The 22,817-nt window shown below is 65.2% G+C and carries 22 protein-coding genes; 14 read left to right on the forward strand and 8 right to left on the reverse strand.

From position 1 onward, the window contains the following. Positions 1-3: 3 nt before the first annotated feature. Complete coding sequence (locus tag NDB2M1_RS03655) at positions 4-1,014, forward strand: type II secretion system F family protein (protein ID WP_072379587.1); 1,011 nt, start codon at positions 4-6, stop codon at positions 1,012-1,014. A gap of 162 nt (positions 1,015-1,176) precedes the next feature. Here the strand turns inward: NDB2M1_RS03655 and NDB2M1_RS03660 are convergent, their stop codons facing one another. From NDB2M1_RS03660 to NDB2M1_RS03685, 6 genes are all read right to left on the reverse strand, one after another. Continuing rightward, positions 1,177-2,196, reverse strand: coding sequence for a fumarylacetoacetate hydrolase family protein (locus tag NDB2M1_RS03660; RefSeq protein ID WP_054122073.1), 1,020 nt, complete (start codon positions 2,194-2,196; stop codon positions 1,177-1,179). Continuing rightward, positions 2,193-2,666: a MarR family winged helix-turn-helix transcriptional regulator gene (locus NDB2M1_RS03665; RefSeq protein WP_072379589.1), complete on the reverse strand. Its 474-nt coding sequence runs from the start codon at positions 2,664-2,666 to the stop codon at positions 2,193-2,195. Before NDB2M1_RS03665 ends, NDB2M1_RS03660 begins: the two co-directional genes overlap by 4 nt. Before the next feature lie 66 nt (positions 2,667-2,732). Then, complete coding sequence (locus NDB2M1_RS03670) at positions 2,733-3,383, reverse strand: TetR family transcriptional regulator (RefSeq protein WP_054122075.1); 651 nt, start codon at positions 3,381-3,383, stop codon at positions 2,733-2,735. Then, positions 3,380-4,252 carry a crotonase/enoyl-CoA hydratase family protein gene (locus NDB2M1_RS03675; protein ID WP_072379592.1) on the reverse strand — a complete coding sequence of 291 codons (873 nt, stop codon included), beginning with the start codon at positions 4,250-4,252 and terminating at the stop codon, positions 3,380-3,382. Before NDB2M1_RS03675 ends, NDB2M1_RS03670 begins: the two co-directional genes overlap by 4 nt. A 72-nt stretch (positions 4,253-4,324) precedes the next feature. Continuing rightward, positions 4,325-5,110: an SDR family NAD(P)-dependent oxidoreductase gene (locus NDB2M1_RS03680; RefSeq protein ID WP_072379594.1), complete on the reverse strand. Its 786-nt coding sequence runs from the start codon at positions 5,108-5,110 to the stop codon at positions 4,325-4,327. Positions 5,111-5,289: 179 nt separating this feature from the next. Further along, the gene (locus NDB2M1_RS03685; protein WP_072379596.1) at positions 5,290-6,462 is read right to left on the reverse strand and encodes an acetyl-CoA C-acetyltransferase; all 1,173 of its coding nucleotides are present in this window, start codon (positions 6,460-6,462) and stop codon (positions 5,290-5,292) included. 271 nt (positions 6,463-6,733) lie between these two features. Here NDB2M1_RS03685 and NDB2M1_RS21930 point away from each other — a divergent pair, with 271 nt between their 5' ends. After that, complete coding sequence (locus NDB2M1_RS21930) at positions 6,734-8,290, forward strand: P-loop ATPase, Sll1717 family (RefSeq protein WP_143146601.1); 1,557 nt, start codon at positions 6,734-6,736, stop codon at positions 8,288-8,290. A gap of 222 nt (positions 8,291-8,512) precedes the next feature. Continuing rightward, positions 8,513-9,163, forward strand: coding sequence for a hypothetical protein (locus tag NDB2M1_RS03690; protein ID WP_072379598.1), 651 nt, complete (start codon positions 8,513-8,515; stop codon positions 9,161-9,163). A gap of 134 nt (positions 9,164-9,297) precedes the next feature. Here the strand turns inward: NDB2M1_RS03690 and NDB2M1_RS03695 are convergent, their stop codons facing one another. Together NDB2M1_RS03695 and NDB2M1_RS03700 are read right to left on the reverse strand one after the other, a co-directional pair. After that, positions 9,298-10,254: an acyl-CoA dehydrogenase family protein gene (locus NDB2M1_RS03695; protein WP_072379600.1), complete on the reverse strand. Its 957-nt coding sequence runs from the start codon at positions 10,252-10,254 to the stop codon at positions 9,298-9,300. A 187-nt stretch (positions 10,255-10,441) separates the two neighbouring features. Further along, a complete protein-coding gene (locus NDB2M1_RS03700) occupies positions 10,442-11,581 on the reverse strand; it encodes an acyl-CoA dehydrogenase family protein (RefSeq protein ID WP_072380101.1) in 1,140 nt (379 codons plus the stop codon). 90 nt (positions 11,582-11,671) lie between these two features. On the opposite strand from NDB2M1_RS03700, the gene NDB2M1_RS03705 reads away from it, so the two are divergent. The 11 genes from NDB2M1_RS03705 (at position 11,672) to speD (ending at position 22,736) form a co-directional block, all read left to right on the forward strand. Further along, positions 11,672-12,478 carry a crotonase/enoyl-CoA hydratase family protein gene (locus tag NDB2M1_RS03705; RefSeq protein ID WP_072379602.1) on the forward strand — a complete coding sequence of 269 codons (807 nt, stop codon included), beginning with the start codon at positions 11,672-11,674 and terminating at the stop codon, positions 12,476-12,478. Positions 12,479-12,627: 149 nt separating this feature from the next. Then, positions 12,628-13,506, forward strand: a complete 879-nt coding sequence (gene thiL, locus NDB2M1_RS03710; RefSeq protein ID WP_072379603.1) for a thiamine-phosphate kinase — start codon at positions 12,628-12,630, stop codon at positions 13,504-13,506. Positions 13,507-13,617: 111 nt separating this feature from the next. Next, the gene (locus tag NDB2M1_RS03715) at positions 13,618-15,729 is read left to right on the forward strand and encodes a sodium-translocating pyrophosphatase (protein WP_072379604.1); all 2,112 of its coding nucleotides are present in this window, start codon (positions 13,618-13,620) and stop codon (positions 15,727-15,729) included. Positions 15,730-15,926: 197 nt separating this feature from the next. After that, positions 15,927-16,898 (forward strand): SPFH domain-containing protein, encoded by a 972-nt coding sequence (locus NDB2M1_RS03720; protein WP_072379605.1) that lies wholly within the window; start codon positions 15,927-15,929, stop codon positions 16,896-16,898. Between the two features lie 19 nt (positions 16,899-16,917). Then, positions 16,918-17,589, forward strand: a complete 672-nt coding sequence (locus NDB2M1_RS03725; RefSeq protein WP_072379606.1) for a DUF4178 domain-containing protein — start codon at positions 16,918-16,920, stop codon at positions 17,587-17,589. Next, positions 17,586-18,845, forward strand: coding sequence for a DUF4178 domain-containing protein (locus NDB2M1_RS03730; protein ID WP_072379609.1), 1,260 nt, complete (start codon positions 17,586-17,588; stop codon positions 18,843-18,845). Before NDB2M1_RS03725 ends, NDB2M1_RS03730 begins: the two co-directional genes overlap by 4 nt. A 1-nt stretch (position 18,846) precedes the next feature. Next, the gene (locus NDB2M1_RS22555; protein ID WP_171955310.1) at positions 18,847-18,996 is read left to right on the forward strand and encodes a hypothetical protein; all 150 of its coding nucleotides are present in this window, start codon (positions 18,847-18,849) and stop codon (positions 18,994-18,996) included. 31 nt (positions 18,997-19,027) lie between these two features. Next, positions 19,028-19,237: a DUF350 domain-containing protein gene (locus NDB2M1_RS03735; RefSeq protein ID WP_054122382.1), complete on the forward strand. Its 210-nt coding sequence runs from the start codon at positions 19,028-19,030 to the stop codon at positions 19,235-19,237. Then, complete coding sequence (locus NDB2M1_RS03740; protein ID WP_072379611.1) at positions 19,230-20,777, forward strand: polyamine aminopropyltransferase; 1,548 nt, start codon at positions 19,230-19,232, stop codon at positions 20,775-20,777. Before NDB2M1_RS03735 ends, NDB2M1_RS03740 begins: the two co-directional genes overlap by 8 nt. Beyond that, positions 20,770-22,386, forward strand: coding sequence for an NAD(P)-binding protein (locus NDB2M1_RS03745; protein ID WP_072379613.1), 1,617 nt, complete (start codon positions 20,770-20,772; stop codon positions 22,384-22,386). Before NDB2M1_RS03740 ends, NDB2M1_RS03745 begins: the two co-directional genes overlap by 8 nt. Then, on the forward strand, positions 22,383-22,736 hold the full coding sequence (speD, locus tag NDB2M1_RS03750) for an adenosylmethionine decarboxylase (RefSeq protein ID WP_072379615.1): 354 nt from the start codon (positions 22,383-22,385) through the stop codon (positions 22,734-22,736). The genes NDB2M1_RS03745 and speD overlap by 4 nt, the downstream gene beginning before the upstream one ends. Positions 22,737-22,817 lie beyond the last annotated feature (81 nt).

Raw genomic sequence — 22,817 nt, forward strand, 5'->3', positions numbered from 1 at the left:
ACCATGGCAGTCACCCCTCCCCCGCACGGCCCCACGCTCCTCGGCGTCGATGTCATCTACGTCGGCTCGATCCTCATGGGGATCGCCGCCGCCGCCATGCTGCTGGCGATCTACGCCGCCATCACCGTGCGCGATCCGATGGCCAAGCGGGTCAAGGCGCTCAACGAGCGGCGCGACCAGCTCAAGGCCGGCATCGTCACGGTCAACGCGAAGAAGCGCCAGAGCATCGTCCGCCGCAACGAGACGACCGACAATATCAAGACCTTCCTTGAATCGCTGAAGGTCCTGCAGGACAGCCAGCTCAAGGACATCCAGCAGCGCCTCGCGCAGGCCGGCATCCGCAAGAAGGAATGGGCGGTCGCGGTGGTGCTCGCCCGCATGATCGGGCCGATCGTGCTGGGCCTGTTCTTCGGCGTGCTGATCTACGGGGTGAACTACTTCCCGCTGTGGTCGGCGTTCAAGAAGTTCGGCCTGTTCGCGGGCATGGTGATCCTGGGCTACAAGGGCCCGGACCTGTGGATCACGAACATGATGAACAAGCGCACCAAGGAGATCCGCAAGGGTCTGCCCGATGCGCTCGACCTCCTCGTGATCTGCGCCGAAGCCGGTCTCACCGTCGACGCCGCGTTCGCCCGCGTCGCGCGTGAACTCGGCCGCGCCTATCCCGAACTGGGCGACGAATTCGCGCTCACGGCCATCGAGCTTTCGTTCCTCACCGAACGGCGCATGGCGTTCGAGAACCTCGCCTACCGCGTGAACCTCGAATCGGTGAAGGGCGTGGTGACCACCATGATCCAGACCGAGCGTTATGGTACGCCGCTCGCTTCGGCGCTGCGCGTGCTCTCAGCCGAATTCCGCAACGAGCGGATGATGCGCGCCGAGGAAAAGGCCGCGCGCCTGCCCGCGATCATGACGATCCCGCTCATCCTGTTCATCCTGCCGACGCTGTTCGTCGTGATCCTTGGCCCGGCGGCCTGCTCGATCAGCGACAACTTCCTCAACCGGAAGACGTAAAGGCGAAATGGGGGGGTAGAAATACCCCTCCGACCCGCCTGCGGCGGGCCACCTCCCCATTTGTGCTTCGCAAAAATGGGGAGGGAGAAAGGCCCTCTCCATTTTTCCCGCCGGGACAAATGGGGAGGTGGCAGCCCGCAGGGCTGACGGAGGGGTTCTTCCCTAAGCCTTGACCACCGTCTGCTCGATTGCGCCGAACACGGCGTGACCCTTGGCATCCTTGGCGGCGATCCGCACCGTATCGCCGTGCTTCAGGAACGGCGTGACCGCCGCCCCGCTGCGGATCGTCTCGACCATGCGCTGTTCGGCGATGCACGCATAACCGCGCCCGCCCTCGCGCACCGGGCGGCCCGCGGTGTAATCGCCCTTCCCATCGGCATCGCGGTTCGAGACCGTGCCGGAACCGATGATCGAACCCGCGCCGATGCGCCGAGTCCTGGCAAGATGCGCGATCAGCTGGCCGAAATCGAAGGTCATGTCCTCGCCCGTCGCCAGCCGCCCGAACGGCCGTCCATTGACGTCGATATGCAGCGGCAGATGCAGCTTGCCGCCTGACCACGCGGCGCCGAGGCTGTCCGGCGTCGCGAACACAGGCGAGAAATGGCTGGCGGGCTTCGACTGGACAAAGCCGAAGCCCTTGGCGAGCTCGTCCGGGATCAGCCCCCTGAGCGAGACATCGTTGACGAGCCCGACCAGCCGGATGTGGCCAAGCGCCGCCTGCGCGGAGACGCCCTGCGGCACATCCCCCGTCACCACCACGACCTCGGCTTCGAGATCGCAGCCCCAGCTTTCGTCCGCGAGCGCGATCGGATCGCGCGCACCGCGCAGATCGTCGCTGCCGCCCTGGTACATCAGCGGATCGGTCCAGAAGCTCGCCGGCAGTTCCGCCCCCCGCGCCTTGCGCACGAGTTCGACGTGATTGACGTAGGCGCTGCCGTCCGCCCACTGGAACGCGCGCGGCAAGGGCGCCGCCGCCTCGCGCTCGTGGAATCGCTTCCTCGGGATCGCGCCGTGTTCCAGCTCTATCGACAGCGCTTCGAGATAGGGCGCGTAGCGGTCCCACTCGTCGAGCAGGCCCTGCAGGGTCGGCACGATGTGATCGGCATCGGCGTACCACGCGAGATCATCAGACACGACGATAAGGCGGCCGTCGCGCCGCTGCGGCAGGCTTGCCAGTTTCATGGGCTCTCCCCTTCGATGGTGCGCACCGCGTTGAACAGCTTGTCGAGCAGCGCCCTCAGCTTCGCCGTTTCGGTGGCCGAAAGCGCGGCAAAGATCTTCTCGTAGGTCGAGAACGCGTTGGGCCAGATGCGGTCGTACATCGCGCGGCCCTCATCGGTCAGCCACAAGTGGTGCGAGCGCCCGTCCGCATCGTTGGGTGTGCGCGCGACGAGGCCGCGTTCGCCGAGCATCTTGCAGGCGCGGTTGACCGCCACCTTGTCCATCAGAGTCGCGCGGACAAGATCGCGCTGCGTCAGCGGTCCGGCATCGCCGAGCACCGCCATGATCCGCCACTCGGGGATCTTGAGGCCGAACTCGCTGTGATACTCGCCTGAAATCAGGCTGCTGACCGCGTTCGACGTGATCGCAAGGCGGTAGGGTATGAAATCAGACAGTCTGGTGTTCTCGGGGCGGGTTTGCGCGTCAGACATAACCCTGTTTCTAGGCCAGCCGCCGCGCCGCGCAAGCAAAGATGACTCCGCCTGCCACCGCCCGGGTCACCGCGCCAGAATACCCGCCATGATGAAATCGACCGTATGCTCGCGGTAGCGGTCGCGCAGTTCCTCGGTCAGCGTGTCCTGATCGAAGCAGTGCCGCAGCACGAGCCGCGCCGAGAAGAACCGGTCCGCCGCGCCCGTCACGGTGAAATAGAACAGCTGCGGATCGATCGGACGGAACACGCCGGCCTTCACCCCGTCGCTGATGAGCCGGTCATAGGCCTTGTTGAGCGGCATGAGGTACTTGTCGGCAATCCGTTTCGCTTCGGACGGATCGCTGTCGCGCACCAGCCGCATCAGGAGGCGGTTGAGATAGGGGAACGCGAAATAGGTATCGACGCAGCGGGCGATGTGCTGCCTGAGCTTGGCCTCCGGGCTCATGTGATCCTTGGCCAGCAGCGCTTCGACAGACTTGATGATCGCCACCATGTCGCGGTCGAGCAGTTCGCCCAGCATCCCGGCCTTGTTGCCGAAGTAGTATTTCACGAGCGCGGAATTGAGCCCCGAGCGCAGCGACAGCTCGGACAGCGAGATATCGACCTGATCCCCCTCGCGCATGATCTGCGAGGCGGTTTCCAGAAGCAGTTCCCTTGCGCCGGCCTGCTCCCCGCCGGTTTCCCCCGCACTTGCCACGTTCGTCTGCTCTTTCATTCCCAGACCGGTTCTTCCCACCGCGGGTAAAACCCCGGCATATCGGAAGAAACGCGGCCCGGGTAGGCCGGAGCGCGCTTTTCCAGAAAGCTGGCCACACCTTCTTTCGCATCGGCCCCGCGCGAAAGCTGATAGATCGCGCGGCTGTCGACGCGGTGCGCATGCATCGGATGCGGCGTCGCCGAATTGCGCCACAGCATCGCGCGCGTCATCGCAACGGAAACAGCGCTGGTGTTGTCGGCAATCTCGCGCGCCAGCGCATGGGCGGCGGGCAGCAGGTCTTCCGGCGCGTGGAGCGAACGGACGAGGCCCGCCGCGTGCGCTTCCTCCGCGCCGAACACGCGGCCCGTCATGCACCATTCGAGCGCGGTGCTCATGCCGACGAGGCGCGGGAGGAACCAGCTCGAGGCCGCCTCGGGCACGATCCCGCGCCGCGCGAACACGAAGCCGAAGCGCGCCGAGGTGCTGGCGAGGCGGATATCCATCGGCAGCTGCATCGTTGCGCCGATGCCCACCGCCGCGCCGTTGATCGCGCCGATCACCGGCTTTTGCGAATTGAACATGCGCAAGGTCAGCATGCCGCCGCTGTCGCGCACGCGGGTGTCGGAGAGGTCCGCCACTTCGGTCGGATCGGAGAAGGGCCGCGCCCCGTTGTCGGGCGTCAGGTCCGCGCCCGCGCAGAAGGCCCTGTCGCCCGCGCCGGTCACGATCACCGCCTTGACGCTGTCGTCGGCGTCGGTCTCGTCGAACGCGGAGACCATCTCGTCCATCATCGTGCGCGTGAACGCGTTCATCTTGTGCGGACGATTGAGCGTCAGCGTCGCAACGCCGTCAGCCACATCGAGCTGGATCTGCGAATAATCGGCCATTTGGCTCTTCCTCTCCAAAAATAGGGACTGTCCCCCTTTTTCTCGGGGACTGTCCCTATTTTTCCCTCCAACTTACCGCGGCGCCATGCGGATCGCACCGTCGAGGCGCACGTCCTCGCCGTTGAAGTAGCCGCACTCGATCATCGTCAGCGCCAGCTGCGCGTATTCCGCCGGAACGCCGAGGCGCTTGGGGAACGGCACCGAGGCCGACAGCGCATCGCGCACGTTCTGCGGCGCGCCGGCGAGCAGCGGGGTATCGAAGATGCCCGGCAGGATCGTGTTGACGCGGATACCCTCGCTCATCAGGTCGCGCGCGATGGGGAGCGTCATGCCGACAACGCCGCCCTTCGAAGCCGAGTACGCCGCCTGCCCGATCTGGCCATCCTCGGCCGCGACCGACGCCGTGTTGACGATCGCGCCGCGCTCGCCGAACTCGTCGACCGGATCGAGCGTCATCATGCCCGCGGCGGACTTGGCGATGCAGCGGAAGGTGCCGACGAGGTTGATCTGGATCAGCCAGTTGAAGGCCTCCAGCGGGAAGTGCTTGATCGAGCCGTCTTCCTTGCTGCGGCTGGCGGTCTTGATCGCATTGCCGGTGCCCGCGCAGTTGACGAGGATGCGCTCCTGCCCGATGGCCGCGCGCGCCTTGGCAAAGCCGGCGTCCACGCTCTCGTCCGAGGTCACGTTCACTTCGCAGAACACGCCGCCGATCTCGGCCGCGAGCGCTTCGCCCTTTTCCTTCTGCAGATCGAAGATGGCGACCTTCACGCCCTTGGCGGCCAGCGCCCGCGCGGTGGCGGCACCGAGACCCGAGGCGCCACCGGTGACGACGGCGGAAATCGAACTATCAAGCTTCATGGCATTTCTCTCCTGAAATCGCAAAAATCAACCACACCAAACCCGTTCGTCCCGAGCGAAGTCGAGGGACCAAGGCCGAGCGAAGCCGAGGCCTCACACGCCGCAGGTTCTCGGCTACGCTCGAACCACCCCTCGACTTCGCTCGGGGCGAACGGGGTGAGGGAAACGAGCACCTGCAATCACATCATCTCGACAATCGTCACGTTGGCGACACCGCCGCCTTCGCACATCGTCTGCAGGCCATACTTGCCCCCGCGCGCCTTCAGCGCATTGAGCAGCGTCGCCATCAGCTTGGTGCCCGAAGCGCCAAGCGGGTGACCGAGCGCGATCGCGCCGCCGTTGACGTTGAGCTTCTCCGGGTCCGCACCGGTGTGCTTCAGCCAGGCGAGCGGCACCGAGGCGAAGGCCTCGTTCACTTCGTAGAGGTCGATATCGTCGATCTTCAGGCCCGCGCGCTTGAGCGCCTTGTCGGTCGCGAAGAGCGGTTCCTCGAGCATGATCACCGGATCGCCCGCCGTCACCGTCAGCGTGTGGATGCGCGCCAGCGGGGTGAGGCCGTGGGCCTTGAGCGCCGCTTCGGAAACGATCAGCGCCGCGCTCGCGCCGTCGCAGATCTGGCTGGAGCTGGCCGCCGTCAGCAGGCCCTCGGGCGAGAGCAGCTTGACGCCCGCGATCGATTCCAGGCTCGCATCGAAGCGGATGCCTTCGTCGACGGTGTGCGTGGCCGGGCCGTCCGCCGTCTCGATGGCGATCGGCACGATCTCGTTGGCGAAAGCATTGGCCACAGTCGCGGCAATCGCCTTCTGGTGGCTGGAGAGCGCGAACTGATCGAGCTGGTCCTTGGTGAAGCCGTGCTTCTTCACGATCATTTCCGCGCCCATGAACTGCGAGAACATGATGCCCGGATACTTCTCTTCAAGCTGCGGCGACTTGTAGTTGCCGAGGCCCTCTTTCATGTGGAAGATCGCGGTCGAGCCCATCGGCACGCGCGTCATGCTCTCGACGCCGGCGGCGATCACCATGTCCTGCACGCCCGACATCACCGCCTGCGCCGCAAACTGGATCGCCTGCTGCGAGGAGCCGCACTGCCGATCAATGGTGACGGCCGGGACCGAATCCGGCAGATGCCGCGCGGCGAGGACGGCATTGCGCCCCACCTGCCCCGCCTGCTGTCCGCCCTGCGAGACGCAGCCCATGACGACATCGTCCACCGCCGCGCCATCGATCCCCGTGCGCTGGACAATGGCATCAAGCGTCGCCGCGGCGAGATCGACCGGGTGCACCCCCGCGAGCCGCCCCCCGCGCCGCCCGCCGGCGGTGCGCACTGCATCAACGATATAGGCTGTGGCCATGACTTCCGACTCCCGAATGCGTTCGTTTAACCGGACGATTAAGGGGTGCAGGGGGTGGGGTCAAGGGATGGTGGTGGAGAACTACTGGCGGCACACGACGAACCATCATTCGTCCATTACCCCCTCATTTGAACATACCGCAGCCCCTCAAGCGCAGGCCCCTTAAATACAACAAAGCAGGGCCGAACGCACAATTTACCATAGCGAATGGCCATGAAGATTGATTCAGACTGATGCCCACTCTAAGCTTTGCAATGAATGGAGGCACCAAATGACAGGCGTAGTAAGAGCACAAAAGCCCTTGGTAGATTTCACAGACGGTACACTCTTCGGAAATGATGCCGGAGAGGATGAGCTACCCGATGTTTTGAGCTCATATTTCGTCGATCAACCCGCATTCTCTAATTTCCTCTCCCGTACCCAGCCATTTTGCGTGGCAAGATCTAGAAAGGGAATGGGAAAATCCGCACTTATCTCAAAGCTCGCTTTCGATTTGTCAAAAGATATTAACCGTCCAATTATTATAAATATAACTGGCGCAAAACTAATAGGACTGATGAATCCTCCAGATAATGCAAATTTCTTGCAGCTTCAAAATTACTGGACAAAAGTTATTTGCGCAAGAATAAATTATGCACTTGGAGCAGAGCTCGGCTTTGCATTTTCCGACACCAACATGGCACTAGTCGAAAGTGCTGAAGTAGCAGGTTTCAAAGAAAGAAACATCGTAGGTTCTTTGCTACAGCGAATTAAATCTTCCAAGATACCAATCGAAGTAATTACTAAAGAATATAAAAATCATGAAGAACTACTTAGGAGAAGCCTTGAATCAAACTCGGCGCGCCAGGTCTGGCTTCTTGTTGATGATATTGATTCAACGTATATTGATTCACCCGATCAACGCGCCCTAATTTCAACTTTCTTTTCCGCCTGCCGTGCCGTTGTTCGCGAGGTCAAGGGGCTTTCAATTCGCGTGTCAGTCCGCACTGACGTATGGAGCGCGCTTCGCAGCAATGAAGATTTGGACAAGTGTGAGCAATACGTATCAGACATTCAATGGACAGCGCCAGAACTCAAAGTTATTTTATGCAAGAAAATCTTCTCTTATCTTGAACGCAGGGGTTCACTACCGCAACTAACAGGGATTCGTGATTATAAAGTTGATGCAGACAAAATTCTTGAAATAGCATTTGAACCAAGAATGAAATGGGGCAATAGCTTCGTACCGCCGTTTAGACCGATTCATATACTCTCGGCTGGGCGCCCGCGGTGGATGTCTCAACTTTGCAGACTCGCGGGAATGAATGCCGCCCAAAGACGGGTTTCAGTCATAAACAAAATTGACATAAATAATAGCGAAAAAACCTATAGCAGACTTAGGCTTAATGATATATACAAAGAGCATAATCATCAGTATTCAGGACTCGAGAAACTCATTGAAACTTTCTCAAATAGTCCAGCTCGCTACACAACTAGTGATTTGCTTACCCAAATTGCTGTTAATTACATAAATCTTGTTGGCGCTAACAACATCCCAAATCTAGATGGAGCACCGTACAGATACCCACTGCAACTAGCTCACTTTTTGTATAAAGTTGGATTTGTAGTTGGCCGTCGAGATCACGAAGGCAACAACAGAAATGCCGACTTCACTCGCTATGAGGAACGACCAGAACTTCTAACAGACGGCAGAAACACTGATGATGGTCTTCTTTGGGAAGTCCATCCAGCATATAGAGAAGCTTTGGGTATTGGACGTGTACAGCGCGCCGCAGCAGGTGCTGCAAAAAGGCAGTCAAGAAAGCGTCATGGGTTCGACCTTAGTTAACCAAGAAGCCATTGGTAAAGTCGATTCCACGTGATCGTCGCCACGACTTGATTTCAACTCACCCCACCAGCCGATCCGTTCGCGCCGCCATTTCGTGCCAAGGCCCGTGCCCGCCCAGCCCCACCCCAAGAACACCAAACCGGACGTATCAAAATATGTCGGCGGCGGATGCTAAATCGATCGTAACCAATGGCATGCGAGGTTTTCCGGCGGAGGACCGTCATGACCACACTCTACTACAGCCGCGAAAGGCTTGTTCTCAGCGGGGCATTGTTGTTGTTCTTCGTGCCCGTGGTCGGGCTGGGGTGCTTTTTCTTTGGGCCGTTCGGGATGGTGCTGGGCGCCATTCTGCTGGTCGGCGGGCCGCTGATGTCGATCGGGCGGCTGGCGCGGGTGTTCGGCGACTTGCGGGCGGTGGAGTATGACGAGCGGCAGATCACGCTCTATCCCATCGGCGCGCAGCGGCGGCTGGACTGGCGGCAGGTCGCCTCGATCGAGGTCGAGACGCTCACGCAGTATATCTATGGCTTCATTCCGGTGAACCGGCAGCATTCGATCCAGATCAGCCACGCCGCCGATGGCCGCCGGCTTTCGTCGATCAATATCCCGTTCAACCTGCTCAATGCCGACAAGGCGGCGATCATGGCGCGGATGACGCATATGGAAATGCTGCGCAACCGGGCGGGCGAAGCGGCGGCGGGGCGCGCCGTGCCGCAGGGCATGGCCGACGAGGCCGAGCCGAGCGACTTCGATGCCGATGCGGTGATGGCCCGCTATCTGGCGCGGCGCGGGGAGCAGCAGGCGCAGGCGGAAGAACCCGCCCGCCCGCAAATGCCGCCGCGCGTGGCGGGGTTTGGCCGCAAGCGGGCCTGACAGGCCTATTACATCATAAAGCATCGTCGGCCCGTGCTTGACACGGGCCTTGGCTGTTCTTCTCGGGCGCGGCGCTGGAAGAACAGCCAAACCCCGTGTCAAGCACGGGGTGACGGGAAGATGCTTATCGGACCCTAGCCGACGAGGCGGTCCGTGCGCGCTGCCATTTCGCGCCACAGGCCGTGGCCGCCGAGGCCGGCGACGCGCTTGCCCAGGCGTTCGGCCCAGAAGGCGTCGCCGCCGAATTCGCTGCGCCAGCCCATCAGGCGGCGGGTCAGGTGGTTGAGGGCGTATTCGATGGTGAAGCCGATGGCACCGTGCATGCGGTGGGCGATGGGGACGGCGCGGTCGACCGCGATCCCCATGCGCAGCTTGGCCGCGGCGATCTCGAAGCTGGCGTGCCCGTAATCCAGCGCGGCGGCGCAGGCGGCGGCGGAGGCGTCCACCGCGGCGGCTTCCTCGGAGAATTCCGCCATGGCCTGCTGCACCGCCTGGAACTTCGCCAGCGCTCGGCCGAACTGGACGCGGGTGTTCACATGATCGATGGCGAGCGTGAAAGCCGCCTCGAGCGCGCCCGAAGCCTGCGCGACGCGGGCGAAGGCGCCGAGGGCCTGCAGGTCGATGTCGCAGGCCGCCGTTGCGGCAGCCGCGCCGGTGAAGGTGACACCGTCCCACGGCTCACCGGCAGGCGAAAGGCCTTCGTCGAACGCGCAGGCATCGGCGTGGTAGAGCGAGAGCGTGCCATCCGCGACATGGACCACGGCGGCGGCATGGCGGCCATAAGGCACGCGGCTGCCGGGCGCGGCGATGGAAATCAGGCCCTCAGGCGCGGCGATCCCCGCCTTCGCCAGCAGATAATGCGCGATCACCGGCTCGGCCAGCGGCGCAGCGAGCGCGTTGAGGCCCGCAAGGCGCAGCACGGCGAGCACGTCGCCCCAGTCTCCGCCGAAGCCGCCCGCATCCTCGGGCACCAGCAGCGTGGAGAACCCCGCCTCGGCCACCTGCGGCCAGGCCACATCGAAAGGCTTGCCCGCCAGATCGGCGAACAGGCCGGCTGCCATGTCGGTCAGCAGTGTACGGTTGTCGCTCATCACTTTTGTCCCGGAGAAAAATGCATCAAACCCACCCCGTTCGTCCCGAGCGAAGTCGAGGGACTTGTTCGAGCGAAGCCGAGAACGACCCACGCCGCGCAAGGTGTCTCGACTTCGCTCGACACGAACGGACGGGGGAGAGCGGTCCCTCGACTTCGCTCGGGACGAACGGGGTGTGGCGAAGGTGTCACCGCAGGCCGAGGCCCTTGGCAATGATCCCGCGCAGCACTTCGGGCGTGCCGCCGCGCAGCGAGAAGCTCGGGCTCGCCACCAGAATCCACGAAAGCAGGCGCGAGAGGTCGCTCTTCCCCGCAAGGTCCGCATCCACCGCCGCCTGCACCGCGCGCGGCAGCGCCTGTTCGTAGGCGTTGCCTAGGTCCTTGACGATGGCGGCCTCGACCACCGGGTCCTCGCCCGCCGCCAGCTTGGCGATGGTCGACATCGACATCTGCCTGAGCGTCCACATCTCTGCGGTGAGGCGGCCGATCAGCTGCGCGGTGGGCGCATCGGGCTCCGGCCCCATCGCGTCGATCAGCGCGACGAGCAGCATGTGGCTGGAGAGATAGCGCTCCGGCCCCGAGCGTTCGAGCGCGAGTTCGGCGACGACCTGCTTCCAACCGTTGCCTTCCACGCCAACGAGCGCATCGTGCGGCAGGAGGACGTCTTCGAACCAGATCTCGTTGAAGTGGTGCGTGCCCGTCATATCGATGATCGGGCGGATCGTGATCCCCGGCGTATCGAGGTCGATCATCATTTGCGAGAGGCCGGTGTGGCGCTCGCTGCCTTCCTCGGTGCGCAGCAGGGTGAGCGCGGCGTGGCTCTTGTGCGCACCGCTGGTCCACACCTTCTGGCCGTTGATGCGCCAGCCCTCGTTGGTCTTTTTCGCGGAGGTGCGCACGCTCGCAAGGTCTGACCCTGAGCCGGGTTCGGACAGGCCGATGCAGGCATATATCTCGCCGCGCGCCATGCCGGGGAGGTACTTCTCGCGCTGCGCTTCGGTGCCGTAGCGCAGGAGGAGCGGGCCGGTCTGGCGGTCGGCGATCCAGTGGAGGCCAGCGGGGGCGCCGAGGGCCAGAAGCTCTTCGAGCACAACATAGCGTTCGAGCAGGGTGCGCTCGTGGCCGCCGTACTGCTTGGGCCAGGTCATGCCGAGGAGGCCGGCTTGCCCTAGCGCCTTCGAGAATTCCTCGTCGAAGCTGAACCAGCAATTGGCGCGCAGCTCGATGGGCCAGCGGCTTTCATGCTGCGCAACCAGATCACGAACCTGCTGGCGCAGCGCGGGAATATCGCCCTCGGGGCGAAACGGATGGAGCGGGAATATTTGCATCGGCGGCATCCCTATGGCAGCGCGCGGGCCATCGCAATCGCAAGATTGCTAGTGGAGACGTCCGGAAGGGCAAAAGGGAGAGTAGCCAAGATGACCACCCCGTTCCTGCACGAAGAGCGCCGCGGGCGCGTTGCGATCCTCACCATGGATCGGCCTGAATCGATGAACGCCATCGGCACGCTGGAAGATTGCGACAATATCGTCGACACGTTCTTCCGCCTCTCCAACGACCGCTCGGTGAGCGCCATCGTGCTGACGGGTGCGGGCCGCGCCTTCTGCACCGGCGGCAACATCAAGGGTATCCGCGACCGCAAGGGCATCGGCCCGCTCGACCAGCCCGATTCGACCGCCGCGAACTACCGCCGCGGCGTGCAGCGCGCGACCCGCGCGATGCTCGATTGCGAAGTGCCGATGATCGCGGCGATCAACGGCCATGCCATCGGCCTCGGCCTTGACCTCGCCTGCGTGTGCGATCTGCGCGTCGCGGCGGACAGTGCCAAGATGGCGGCGAGCTTCATCAAGGTCGGCATCATCCCCGGCGATGGCGGCGCGTGGACGCTGCAGAAGATCATCGGCTATTCGAAGGCGGCGGAACTGTTCCTGACCGGCCGGACGTTTGACGCGGCCTATGCGCAGTCCATCGGGCTTGTCGGCGATGTGGTGCCGGCGGAGCAGCTTATGGAAAAGGCCATCGCCCTCGCGGAGGAAATCGCCGCCAACAGCCCCCGCGCGCTGCGCCTGACCAAGCGCCTGCTGCGCGAGGCACAGCATGGCCGCGCGGGCGACGTGCTCGAGCTTTCCGCCGCGTTCCAGGCGATCGTGCACGAGACGGCAGACCACAAGGAAGCCGTCAACGCGATCCTCGAAAAGCGCGCGCCGGTGTTTACGGGGGACTGAGGCCGGGTGCTGCCAATCTCCCCCACACCCCCGCTCACCCTGAGCTTGTCGAAGGGTGTGGCCGCATACGCCGCGCCAGCATGCTTCGACAGGCACAGCATGAGCGGGAATTGGGTGTGGGGGGAGGCTGGGACCAGGAAGTGGCAGGAATGACCCCCGAAGCCGCCTTCATCGCCGCGCTGCGGGGGCTTGCCTCGCACCCGGCGGCACGCGGCCTTGTCGACGACTGCGCGGTGCTGGAAGTGGGGGGCGAGACGCTCATCCTCACCCACGACATGATGGTCGAGGGCGTCCACTGGCTGGCGGGGCAAGACCCGGCGGACGTGGCGTGGAAGCTCCTCGCCACCAACCTGTCCGACCTTGCGGCCAAGGGCGCCGAGCCCATCGGTGTGCTGCTGGGCTACAGCCTTGCCGAGGACAACACCCGCTTTGCGGAAGGGCTGGGCGAGGCACTGGCGCACTTCGCTGTGCCACTGCTTGGCGGCGACACCGTCAGCAACCCGGGCGCACAGACCTTGGGCCTTACCGCGCTGGGCCGCGCTACCTGCCGGCCGGTGCCGAGCCGCAGCGGCGCCAGGCCCGGCGACTCTGTTTGGATCACCGGCCCCGTCGGCGCCGCGATGCTGGGTTTCGAGGCCCTCAGCGCTGGTAACACTTCTACCGACACATCTGTTTACCGCCGCCCTGTCCCGCGCCTTGCCGAAGGCCGCGCCTTGGCGCCGCTCGTCACCGCGATGATGGATGTTTCGGACGGGCTTCTGCTCGATGCATCGCGCATGGCTGCGGCCAGCGGCGCCACGGTCTCGCTCGATCCTGCGCTGATCCCCTTCCCCGCCGGGCTCCCACCGCAGCGCGCGCGGGACGCGATGGCTTGGGGTGATGACTACGAATTGCTGTTTACGCTTCCGCCGGATGCCAGCCCGCCCTGCCCTGCCCACCGCATCGGCAGCGTGCTTCCGGCAGGCCCTGCCGCACTTCTTCTTGGGGGCGCACCACTTTCCGGCCAACTTGGCTACGAACATGGCTGAATTTTCACACGCAAAGGCTTGCCGTGCGAAAATTATGCACTAGCCTCCCGCCCCGACCCGCGAACGACGGGTACCGGTGAAAATGCCGGTGAAAATAAGGGGGTGTCTGACGTGAGTTTGACCATACTAGCCATAATCCTCGGGCTCGTGGCCGTCGTGTACGGCTTCGTGACCAGCCAGCAGGTGCTCGGTGCGCCCGCCGGCAATGCCCGCATGCAGGAAATCGCCGCCGCCATCCAGGAAGGCGCGCAGGCCTACCTCAAGCGCCAGTATACCACGATTGCCATTGTCGGCGTCGTGGTCGCCGTGATCGTCGCGGCGGCGCTCGGCACCGTTTCGGCCATCGGCTTCGTCATCGGCGCGGTGCTGTCGGGCGTTGCAGGCTTCATCGGCATGAACGTCTCGGTGCGTTCGAACGTGCGGACCGCCGCTGCGGCGCAGTCGGGCCTGCAGGCCGGCCTGACGCTGGCGTTCCGCGCGGGCGCGATCACCGGCATGCTCGTGGCGGGCCTCGCGCTCCTCGCGATCGCGGTGTTCTTCCACTACCTCACCGCGATTGCGGGCGAGCCGGCCAACAGCCGCGTCGTCGTCACCGCGCTCACCGCGCTGGCGCTGGGCGCTTCGCTGGTGTCGATCTTCGCGCGTCTGGGTGGCGGCATCTTCACCAAGGCCGCCGACGTCGGCGCCGACCTCGTCGGCAAGGTCGAGGCCGGGATTCCGGAAGACGACCCACGCAACCCCGCCGTGATCGCCGACAACGTGGGCGACAACGTGGGTGACTGCGCGGGCATGGCCGCGGATCTGTTCGAGACCTACGTCGTCACCATCGGCGCGACCATGATCATGACCGCGCTGCTGGTGAAGAACGCCGCCAACCTCGATGCGCTGATGGCGATCCCGCTGCTGATCGGCGGCGTCTGCATCGTCACCTCGATCATCGGCACCTACTTCGTCCGCCTCGGAGCCACGAACAACATCATGGGCGCGATGTACAAGGGCTTCCTTGTCACCGCCGTGCTCTCGATCCCCGCAATCTGGTTTGCCATGAGCTATGCGCTCCATGGCGACATGGAAGCGGCCACGAGCTACTCGGCCTTCGGGCACGACTACAGCTTCAACGGGCGCATGCTGTTCTACGCGGGTCTCGTCGGCCTCGTCCTGACCGGCCTGATCATCTGGATCACCGAGTACTACACCGGCACGAACTACCGCCCGGTGAAGTCGATTGCCCAGGCCTCGGTCACCGGCCACGGCACCAACGTGATCCAGGGCCTCGCGATCTCGATGGAAGCCACCGCGCTTCCCGCGCTCGCGATCGTCGCCTCGATGATCATCACCTACAAGCTCGCCGGCCCGCTCGGCATTGCCTACGGCGCCACCGCCATGCTCGCACTTGCCGGCATGGTCGTCGCGCTCGATGCCTACGGCCCGGTCACCGACAACGCCGGCGGCATTGCCGAAATGGCGGGTCTCGACGACTCGGTCCGCGAGAAGACCGACGCGCTCGATGCGGTGGGCAACACCACCAAGGCCGTCACCAAGGGCTACGCGATCGGTTCGGCCGGCCTTGCCGCGCTCGTGCTGTTTGCCGCCTACACCACCGACTTGCGCGAGTTCTTCCCCGCGCTCCATGTCGATTTCAGCCTCGAGAACCCCTACGTGATCGTGGGCCTGCTGCTGGGCGCGCTGCTGCCCTACCTGTTCGGCGCCATGGGCATGACGGCGGTGGGCCGCGCGGCGGGCGACGTCGTCGTCGACGTGCGCGACCAGTTCCGCAACAATCCGGGGATCATGGAAGGGACCTCGAAGCCCGACTACGCCCGCACGGTGGACCTCGTGACGAAGGCCGCGATCAAGGAAATGATCATTCCTTCGCTGCTTCCGGTCCTCGCGCCGATCGTGGTCTACTTCGTGATCACCTGGGTCGCGGGCGCAGAGAACGGCTTTGCCGCGCTCGGCGCGCTGCTGCTCGGGGTGATCGTCGGCGGCCTGTTCGTCGCGCTCTCGATGACCTCGGGCGGCGGCGCATGGGACAACGCCAAGAAGTATATCGAAGACGGCCACCACGGCGGCAAGGGCAGCGAAGCCCACAAGGCCGCGGTGACGGGCGACACCGTGGGCGATCCCTACAAGGACACCGCGGGCCCGGCCGTGAACCCGATGATCAAGATCACCAACATCGTCGCGCTGCTTCTGCTCGCGGCGCTGGCGGGGGGTCACTGATCCGCCGCTGATCTTCCGAACTTGCGAAAAGCCCCTCCCTCACCGGAGGGGCTTTTTTTGCGCCCGCGCGTATTGCCGCCATCGCTTGCCAGAGGCGCGGGGCAAAGCGCAGGTTATGGCCGGGATAATGTAAGGTATCATTGCTGGACGCTGACAACGGAGTACATTGCGGCATCCCGATTTAAAGGCCGAGGCCCATGTTCGATTTTCTCAGGAAGCAGTTCGTCGATGTCATCGAATGGCTGGAGCAGCCGGGCGATCTCGCCTGGCGCGTGCCGTTCGCCGATCACGAGATCCAGCACGGTGCGCAGCTCACGGTGCGCGAAGGCCAGATCGCGGCGTTCCTCAACGAAGGCACGCTGGCGGACTATTTCGGACCGGGCCTGCACACGCTCGATACGGCCAATCTGCCGCTGCTCACCAATCTGATGAACTGGGACAAGGGCTTCAAATCGCCATTCAAGTCCGATGTCGTGTTCTTTTCGCTCAAGGAGCAGGCGGGCCTCAAGTGGGGCACGGCGCAGCCGATCACCGTGCGCGATGTGGAGCTGGGCGCGCTGCGGCTGCGCGCGTTTGGCTCGTATTCGTTCAAGCTGAACGAAGTCGCGCCCTTCGTCTCACGCGTGCTCGGCACCCTTCCGGGCGTGACTGCCACATCGCTCGAGCCGCAGCTGCGCGCCGCAATCCAGACCGCCATCGCCACTGCGCTGGGGAGCAGCGGCGTGCCGTTCCTTGATCTCGCGGCGAACCAGCAGGCGCTCTCGGACCGCATCAAGCTGGAGGTCGACAAGGCCTTCGCGCAGTGGGGGCTTTCGTGCCTGTCGTTCTATGTCGAGAGCATCTCGCTGCCCGACGAGGTGCAGGCGCATCTCGACAAGGCGAGCTCGATGCGCGTGCTGGGCGATCTGGGCAATTACACCCGCTTTCAGGCCGCCGAAGCGCTCGGGGACGCGGCGAGCAACGATGGCGGCATGGCCGGGATCGGCGCCGGGATGGCAGCGGCCACCGCGCTCGGCGGCGCGATGGCTCAGGGGCTTGGCGCTGCAGCCGCGCCTGCCGAAGACCCCATCGCGGTGATCGAGAAGCTGCACAAGCTCGTCACCATCGGCGCGCTAAGCCAGGCCGAGTTCGACGCCAAGAAGGCCGAATTGCTCGGCCGGATCCGCTAGGGCTGCAAGGTCCGGGGGGATGGCAGACCTGACGTGTCCTTCCTGCGGGGCGGCGCTGCCTGTGCGCGATCCCGGCTTGCCGTACTCGACCTGCGCCTATTGCCAGACACTGGTGCGGCGCGGCGAGGCGGGGAGCCTGGAGGCGGTCGGCACCGTGGCCGTGCTGCCGGCCGATGTCTCGCCGATCCAGATCGGCACCGTGGTGAACCGCGATGGCATAGCGGCCACCGTCGTCGGGCGCGTGCGCTGGGGCTGGACGGACGGATCGTGGAACGAATGGTTCCTCCGCGCCGCCGACGGCCGCGCGTTCTGGCTGGGCGAGGCGATGGGCATGTACATGCTCACCAGCGAATATCCGCGCGTGCTGGGCGTGCCGGCGATTTTCAACTTCGTCCAAGGCAACCCGATGGCGCGGGACTGCACGGTGAAGGCGGACGGCAAGTGGCTAACCGCGACCGACATCAAGGAAGCCACCTGCCTCGGCAGCGAGGGGGATCTGCCCTTCCCCACCCTGCCCGGCTGGACCATGACCAACGTCGACTTCCGCAATGCCGCGGGTGATGCGCTCTCGGTCCAGCGCGATGCGGACGGCACCACGGCATGGCTCGGCGTGTGGAGCAATCTCGCGGGCCTGAAACCCGCCAACTTGCGCCAGATCGAAGGCTGGAGCATCCCGAGGGCACTGGCGTGACCACCGCGCGCGCGATCACTTGCCCTTCCTGCGGCGGTACCATCGAGATCCGCGCGGCGGGCTACACGGTCACGCTCGCCTGCCGCTACTGCGGTTCGCTGCTCGATGTGGCGCACGAGGACGTCCGCCTGATAACCGCCTATCGCCGCGCCGCGAAGAACTTCGCGATTCCGCCCGGTGCGCGCGGCACGCTGTTCGATGTGGAGTGGGAAGTGATCGGTGCGCTCCGTCGCCGCAGCGGGAGTGCCCTGTGGCAGGAGTTCCTGCTGTTCAATCCCTATTCCGGCTATCGCTGGCTGGTTGCCGCCGATGGCGAATGGCAGTTCGGCACGATGCTGCTCGACCGCCCGGAGGACGACCGGCTCGCGGTCTCATGGCGCGGCAGGTCCTTCGCGCTGGAGGACGATGCCGAGATCGAGACCACAACGGTCGTCGGCGAGTTCTACTGGCGCACCGCACGCGGCGACAAAGTGCAGGGCGCGACGTTTGCCAATGGCCGCGAGCAGCTTTCGCGCGAGACGTCTGCGGATGAAGTGACGTGGACCCAGCTGATCCCGGTCACCGCCGAGTGGGTCGAAGAGGCCTTCACGGTCGAGCAGCGCCACATGCCGCGCGCGCCGCGACCTGACCTGACGGAGGGTTTTCGCAAGGCGCCCGGCATGGCCGAGGACGACCTTGGCAAGATGTTCCTCATCGCTCTCGCCTCGCTGGTGCTGATCCTGATGGTGCAGGTCTTCCTGAGCGGCCCGCGCGCATGCTCGGATGGCCGGGCGACGGTCGAGGTCGGGGCCGCAACGAGCACGCACCGCATCGGCACCATCGAAGTGCGCCGGCCGTGGCAGCTCGTCACCATCGTGGTGGACAGCGACAGCTTCACCAATCGCTGGGTCGATCTCGACTACAGCCTCGTAAACCGGCAGACGCAGCAATCGATCGATGCCTACGGGATCGTCGAATTCTACACCGGAACCGACAGCGACGGGCCGTGGAGCGAGGGCAGCCATCACGCGGAAACGCTGATCTCGCAGGTGCCGCGCGGCACGTACGATGTCTATGTCGATGCAGGCGCGCACGGCTGGCCCAGCGATCCGACACCGGGGTCGATCGATCCGGCCAACCCGTGGGGTCAGGGCGAGACGGTGGCGCTGTGGTTCAATTCCTGCACCGGCGGCTTTTCGTGGGGCATGTTCTGGCTGATGGCCGCGCTGCTGTTCAGCGTGCCCGGCGTGATTTTCTGGTGGAGGCATGACAGCTGACATGAGCAAGCGCCTGTTCCTTTTCACCGCCTGGTGTGCGCTGCTGGTGATGACCTCGGCCATCAGCACGTGGTTCGCCTGGACGCCGTTTTCCGACGAGGAGCGCCCGAGTTCGTCGTCCGGTTCCTATCGCGGCCCCACCCACAAATGACCGCCCCCTCTATCCTGCAGGAGCACTGCCCATGATCAGCCTCGACGTCTTCCTCGCCACGGTGCTTTACGCAGCGCTGGGCATTGTCATCTTCATCGTCAGCTTCGTGCTGGTCGACAAGCTGACGCCGGGCCAGCTCTGGCGCGAGATCATCGAGCGCAAGAACGTCGCGGTGGCGCTGCTCGCGGGTGCGGTCGCCATCGGCATTTCCAACATCATCGCCGCCGCCGTGCATGGCTGAACAGGAAGCCCCGGCTGGCGGGGCTGAGGATAGGGCACCCGCCTCGCTGGCGGTGATCCTGCTCGTCTCGGTGCTGGTCGTCGCCACCTGCGGGCTGGTCTACGAGCTGCTGGCCGGAACGCTCGCGAGCTACCTCCTCGGCGACAGCGTCACCCAGTTCTCGACCGTCATCGGCACCTACCTCTTCGCGATGGGCGTGGGCAGCTATCTCTCGCGCCACGTGCGCAGCAACGAGATGGGCGTCTTCGTCCGCGTGGAAATCCTGATCGCGGCGCTGGGCGGCTGGTCGGCGGCCGGGCTGTTCCTGCTGTTCCCGGTGGTGGAGGATTTCCGCATCGCGCTCTACGGCCTCGTCGTCGCCATAGGCGTGCTTGTCGGGCTCGAGATTCCGCTGCTCATCCGCATCCTGCGCTACCGCTTCGCCTTCCGCGATCTCGTCTCCAACGTCCTCACCTATGACTACATCGGCGCGCTGATCGCCTCGCTGCTGTTCCCACTCGTGCTGGTGCCGCGCCTTGGCATGATCCGCACCGGGTTCGTGTTCGGGCTTGCCAATGTCGGCGTCGCCATCGCGCTGCTCGTGGTGCTGCGCGGGCGCCAGAGGGTGGGAGGCGATCTGCTGGCCGCACTTGTCGTGCTCGCCTCGCTTCTCGCGGGCCTCGCCGGGGCGGACCACATCCTGCGCTGGTCCGAAGTCGCCTTCTATGGCGAGCCGGTGATCTACGCGCGCTCCACGCCCTACCAGCGCATCGTCATCACCCGGCGCGGCGAGGACTTGCGCCTCTATCTCAACGGCAACCTCCAGTTCTCCACGCGCGACGAGTACCGCTATCACGAAGCGCTGGTCTGGCCGGTGCTCGGCCGCGTCGCCAACCCGCGCGAGGTGCTGATCCTCGGCGGCGGCGACGGGCTGGCCGCGCGGGAGGTGCTCAAGGACCCGCGCGTCGGCCATGTCACGCTCGTCGATCTCGATCCGGAAATGACGCACCTGTTCCGCGACGAGCCGTCGCTGGCGCGGCTCAACGGCGGTTCGCTCGGTTCGCCGCGCATGCAGGTGGTGAACGGCGATGCTTTCCGCTGGGTGCGGCAGGCACGCGGGCGCTATGACGCGATCCTGATCGACTTTCCCGATCCCACCGAGTTCTCGCTCGGCAAGCTCTATACCGAGAGCTTCTACCGCGAAGTGGCGCGCCTGCTCGGTCCCGCCGGCGTGCTGACCGTGCAGAGCACCTCGCCGCTGGTCGCCCCGCGCTCGTACTGGACGGTGGCGAGCACTCTGGAGGCGGCCGGGCTCAAGGCGCGCGGCTATCACGCCTATGTGCCGAGCTTCGGCGAATGGGGCTTCACGATGGCCGCGCACCAGCCCCCCGGCGATGCCGTGCGCCTGCCGGCGGGCCTGCGTTTTCTCACCCAGGCGAGCGAGCGCGCGATGTTCGATTTTCCGCCCGACATGGCCCGCCGCCCGACTCCGGTGAACCGGCTCGACAACCAGGCGCTGGTGCGCAGCTTCGCCGAGGAATGGGGCCGCTACGATGGCTGAGCCGACCCGGCGGCAGGTGCTCAAGGGCGCGGCGGCGGGCGCTGGTGCGCTGGCGCTGCCGGGCTGCACCCCGACCACCTTTCCCGGCACGCTTGGCGGCGCCGACTGGCAGCGCGGGCACCGGGTGCGCGACGGCGGGTTTCCGGCGCCGCAGGGGCAGGCGGAGGATGCGGCCATCGTGATCGCGGGCGGCGGCGCGGCGGGGCTTGCGGCCGCATGGCGGCTCAAGGACGCGGGTTACAGCGATTTCGTGCTGCTGGAACTGGAAGACACGGTCGGCGGCAATGCGCGCTCGGGCCGCAATGCCGTCAGCGCCTATCCGCTCGGCGCGCATTACCTGCCGGTTCCCAACCGCGAGGCGCACGCGCTGCGGCACATGCTGCAGGGCTTCGGCATGATCGTGGGCGAAGCGGACGGCGCGCCGGTCTATGATCCCTACCAGCTCTGCGCGGATCTCGAGGAGCGCCTGCTGTGGCGCGGCAGCTGGCAGGAAGGGCTCTATCCGGCGAGCGGCCTGACCGCCGATGACATCGCGCAACGCGACCGGTTCTACCGCGAGATGGCCGATTTCCGACAGGGGGTTGGCTCCGACGGCAAGCCCGCCTTCGCCATCCCCCGCGCCTATTCGAGCAACGATCCGCGCTTCACTTCGCTCGACGGCATGACCTTCGCGCACTGGCTCGATGGGCGCGGCTTCACCTCCCCCGTGCTGCGCGCCTATCTGCGCTATTGCTGCCGCGACGATTACGGCACCGAGCCGGAGCGCATCTCGGCATGGGCCGGGGTGCACTACTTCGCCGGACGGCGCGGCTGGGCCGCTGGCGGCGACGGGGACCGCGAACTGACCTGGCCCGAAGGCAACGGCCGCCTTGCCAGCCTGATGGGCAAGGCCGTCGCGCCCCATATCCGCTCCGGCCAGAGCGTGTTCTCGGTGGTGCGCGAAGGCGATAGCGGCGCGCTCGTCACCGCGTTCGACCATGCCGCCGGGGTGAGCCGCCAATGGCGCGCGCGCACGGTGATCATGGCGATGCCGCACTTCGTCGCCGCCCGCGTCGCGCCTGCGGAAACGGTCAAGGGCGCGCTGCGCTATGCTCCCTGGGTCGTCGCCAATGTCACGGTCAACCGCCAGCCGCGCGGGCGGGGATCGGCGCTGGCGTGGGACAACGTCTCCACCGGCAGCGACAGCCTCGGCTATGTCGTCGCCACGCACCAGAGCGGGAGCGCGGGCGACGGGCCGACGGTGCTCACATGGTACATGGCGCTTTCCCGCGAGGAACCCGCGCAGTCCCGCAAGCTCTTGGCCACGCGCCCGCTTGCCGAATGGCAGCGGATCGTGGCGGACGACCTTCTTGCGATGAACCCCGATCTTGCTGGCGCCATCGAGCGCATCGACGTCTGGCGCTGGGGCCATGCGATGGTGAGCCCCGCCCCCGGGTTCCTGAGCGATCCGGCGCGCCTCGCCGCCATCGCGGCAAAGCCACCGTTGCTCTTCGCGCATTCCGATCTCTCGGGCCTCTCGCTGTTCGAGGAAGCGCATTATCGCGGCGTGGTGGCGGCGGAAGCGGCACTAGCGCACCTCGGCCATCCCTTCGAAAGCCTTGGCGCATGACGCATCTTCCCGGCACCAGCGTGCACCTGATCGCCGACCTCGAAGGCGGCACCGGTTACGACGATCCGGTCCGCATCGAAGCCGCACTGCGCGAAGCCGCCGCCGCCGCACGCGCGCGTGTCCTGAGCGTCCATGTCCACGGCTTCGGCGAGGGGCTGGGTGTTACCGGCGTGGCGCTGCTGGCCGAATCCCATATCTCGATCCACACCTGGCCCGAACATGACGTCGCCGCGGTCGATCTCTTCGTCTGCGGGCAGGATGTCGACGCGGAGGCCGGTCTCGCGGCGATGGTGGCCCTGTTCGGCGCGCGGGTTACCAGCCGGAGCGCCCTTCCCCGCCTCGCGCCCTGATTGGCCTGTGCGGTCAACTGATTGGCCGTCGCGGCCAATGCCTTGCCCCGGCTTTGACGGTAACCCCTGGTATTGACCGGA

This window comes from Novosphingobium sp. NDB2Meth1 (assembly GCF_900117425.1).
Classification (GTDB): domain Bacteria; phylum Pseudomonadota; class Alphaproteobacteria; order Sphingomonadales; family Sphingomonadaceae; genus Novosphingobium.

Coding starts and splice junctions, on each gene's coding strand:
- NDB2M1_RS03670 (WP_054122075.1), bottom strand. CDS start 3,383: ATGAAAGAGCAGACGAACGTGGCAAGTGCGGGGGAAACCGGCGGGGAG.
- NDB2M1_RS03665 (WP_072379589.1), bottom strand. CDS start 2,666: ATGTCTGACGCGCAAACCCGCCCCGAGAACACCAGACTGTCTGATTTC.
- NDB2M1_RS03720 (WP_072379605.1), top strand. CDS start 15,927: ATGTTCGATTTTCTCAGGAAGCAGTTCGTCGATGTCATCGAATGGCTG.
- NDB2M1_RS03725 (WP_072379606.1), top strand. CDS start 16,918: ATGGCAGACCTGACGTGTCCTTCCTGCGGGGCGGCGCTGCCTGTGCGC.
- speD (WP_072379615.1), top strand. CDS start 22,383: ATGACGCATCTTCCCGGCACCAGCGTGCACCTGATCGCCGACCTCGAA.
- NDB2M1_RS21930 (WP_143146601.1), top strand. CDS start 6,734: ATGACAGGCGTAGTAAGAGCACAAAAGCCCTTGGTAGATTTCACAGAC.
- NDB2M1_RS03705 (WP_072379602.1), top strand. CDS start 11,672: ATGACCACCCCGTTCCTGCACGAAGAGCGCCGCGGGCGCGTTGCGATC.
- NDB2M1_RS03745 (WP_072379613.1), top strand. CDS start 20,770: ATGGCTGAGCCGACCCGGCGGCAGGTGCTCAAGGGCGCGGCGGCGGGC.
- NDB2M1_RS03735 (WP_054122382.1), top strand. CDS start 19,028: ATGATCAGCCTCGACGTCTTCCTCGCCACGGTGCTTTACGCAGCGCTG.
- NDB2M1_RS22555 (WP_171955310.1), top strand. CDS start 18,847: ATGAGCAAGCGCCTGTTCCTTTTCACCGCCTGGTGTGCGCTGCTGGTG.
- NDB2M1_RS03695 (WP_072379600.1), bottom strand. CDS start 10,254: ATGAGCGACAACCGTACACTGCTGACCGACATGGCAGCCGGCCTGTTC.
- thiL (WP_072379603.1), top strand. CDS start 12,628: ATGACCCCCGAAGCCGCCTTCATCGCCGCGCTGCGGGGGCTTGCCTCG.
- NDB2M1_RS03690 (WP_072379598.1), top strand. CDS start 8,513: ATGACCACACTCTACTACAGCCGCGAAAGGCTTGTTCTCAGCGGGGCA.
- NDB2M1_RS03655 (WP_072379587.1), top strand. CDS start 4: ATGGCAGTCACCCCTCCCCCGCACGGCCCCACGCTCCTCGGCGTCGAT.
- NDB2M1_RS03685 (WP_072379596.1), bottom strand. CDS start 6,462: ATGGCCACAGCCTATATCGTTGATGCAGTGCGCACCGCCGGCGGGCGG.
- NDB2M1_RS03675 (WP_072379592.1), bottom strand. CDS start 4,252: ATGGCCGATTATTCGCAGATCCAGCTCGATGTGGCTGACGGCGTTGCG.
- NDB2M1_RS03700 (WP_072380101.1), bottom strand. CDS start 11,581: ATGCAAATATTCCCGCTCCATCCGTTTCGCCCCGAGGGCGATATTCCC.
- NDB2M1_RS03680 (WP_072379594.1), bottom strand. CDS start 5,110: ATGAAGCTTGATAGTTCGATTTCCGCCGTCGTCACCGGTGGCGCCTCG.
- NDB2M1_RS03740 (WP_072379611.1), top strand. CDS start 19,230: ATGGCTGAACAGGAAGCCCCGGCTGGCGGGGCTGAGGATAGGGCACCC.
- NDB2M1_RS03660 (WP_054122073.1), bottom strand. CDS start 2,196: ATGAAACTGGCAAGCCTGCCGCAGCGGCGCGACGGCCGCCTTATCGTC.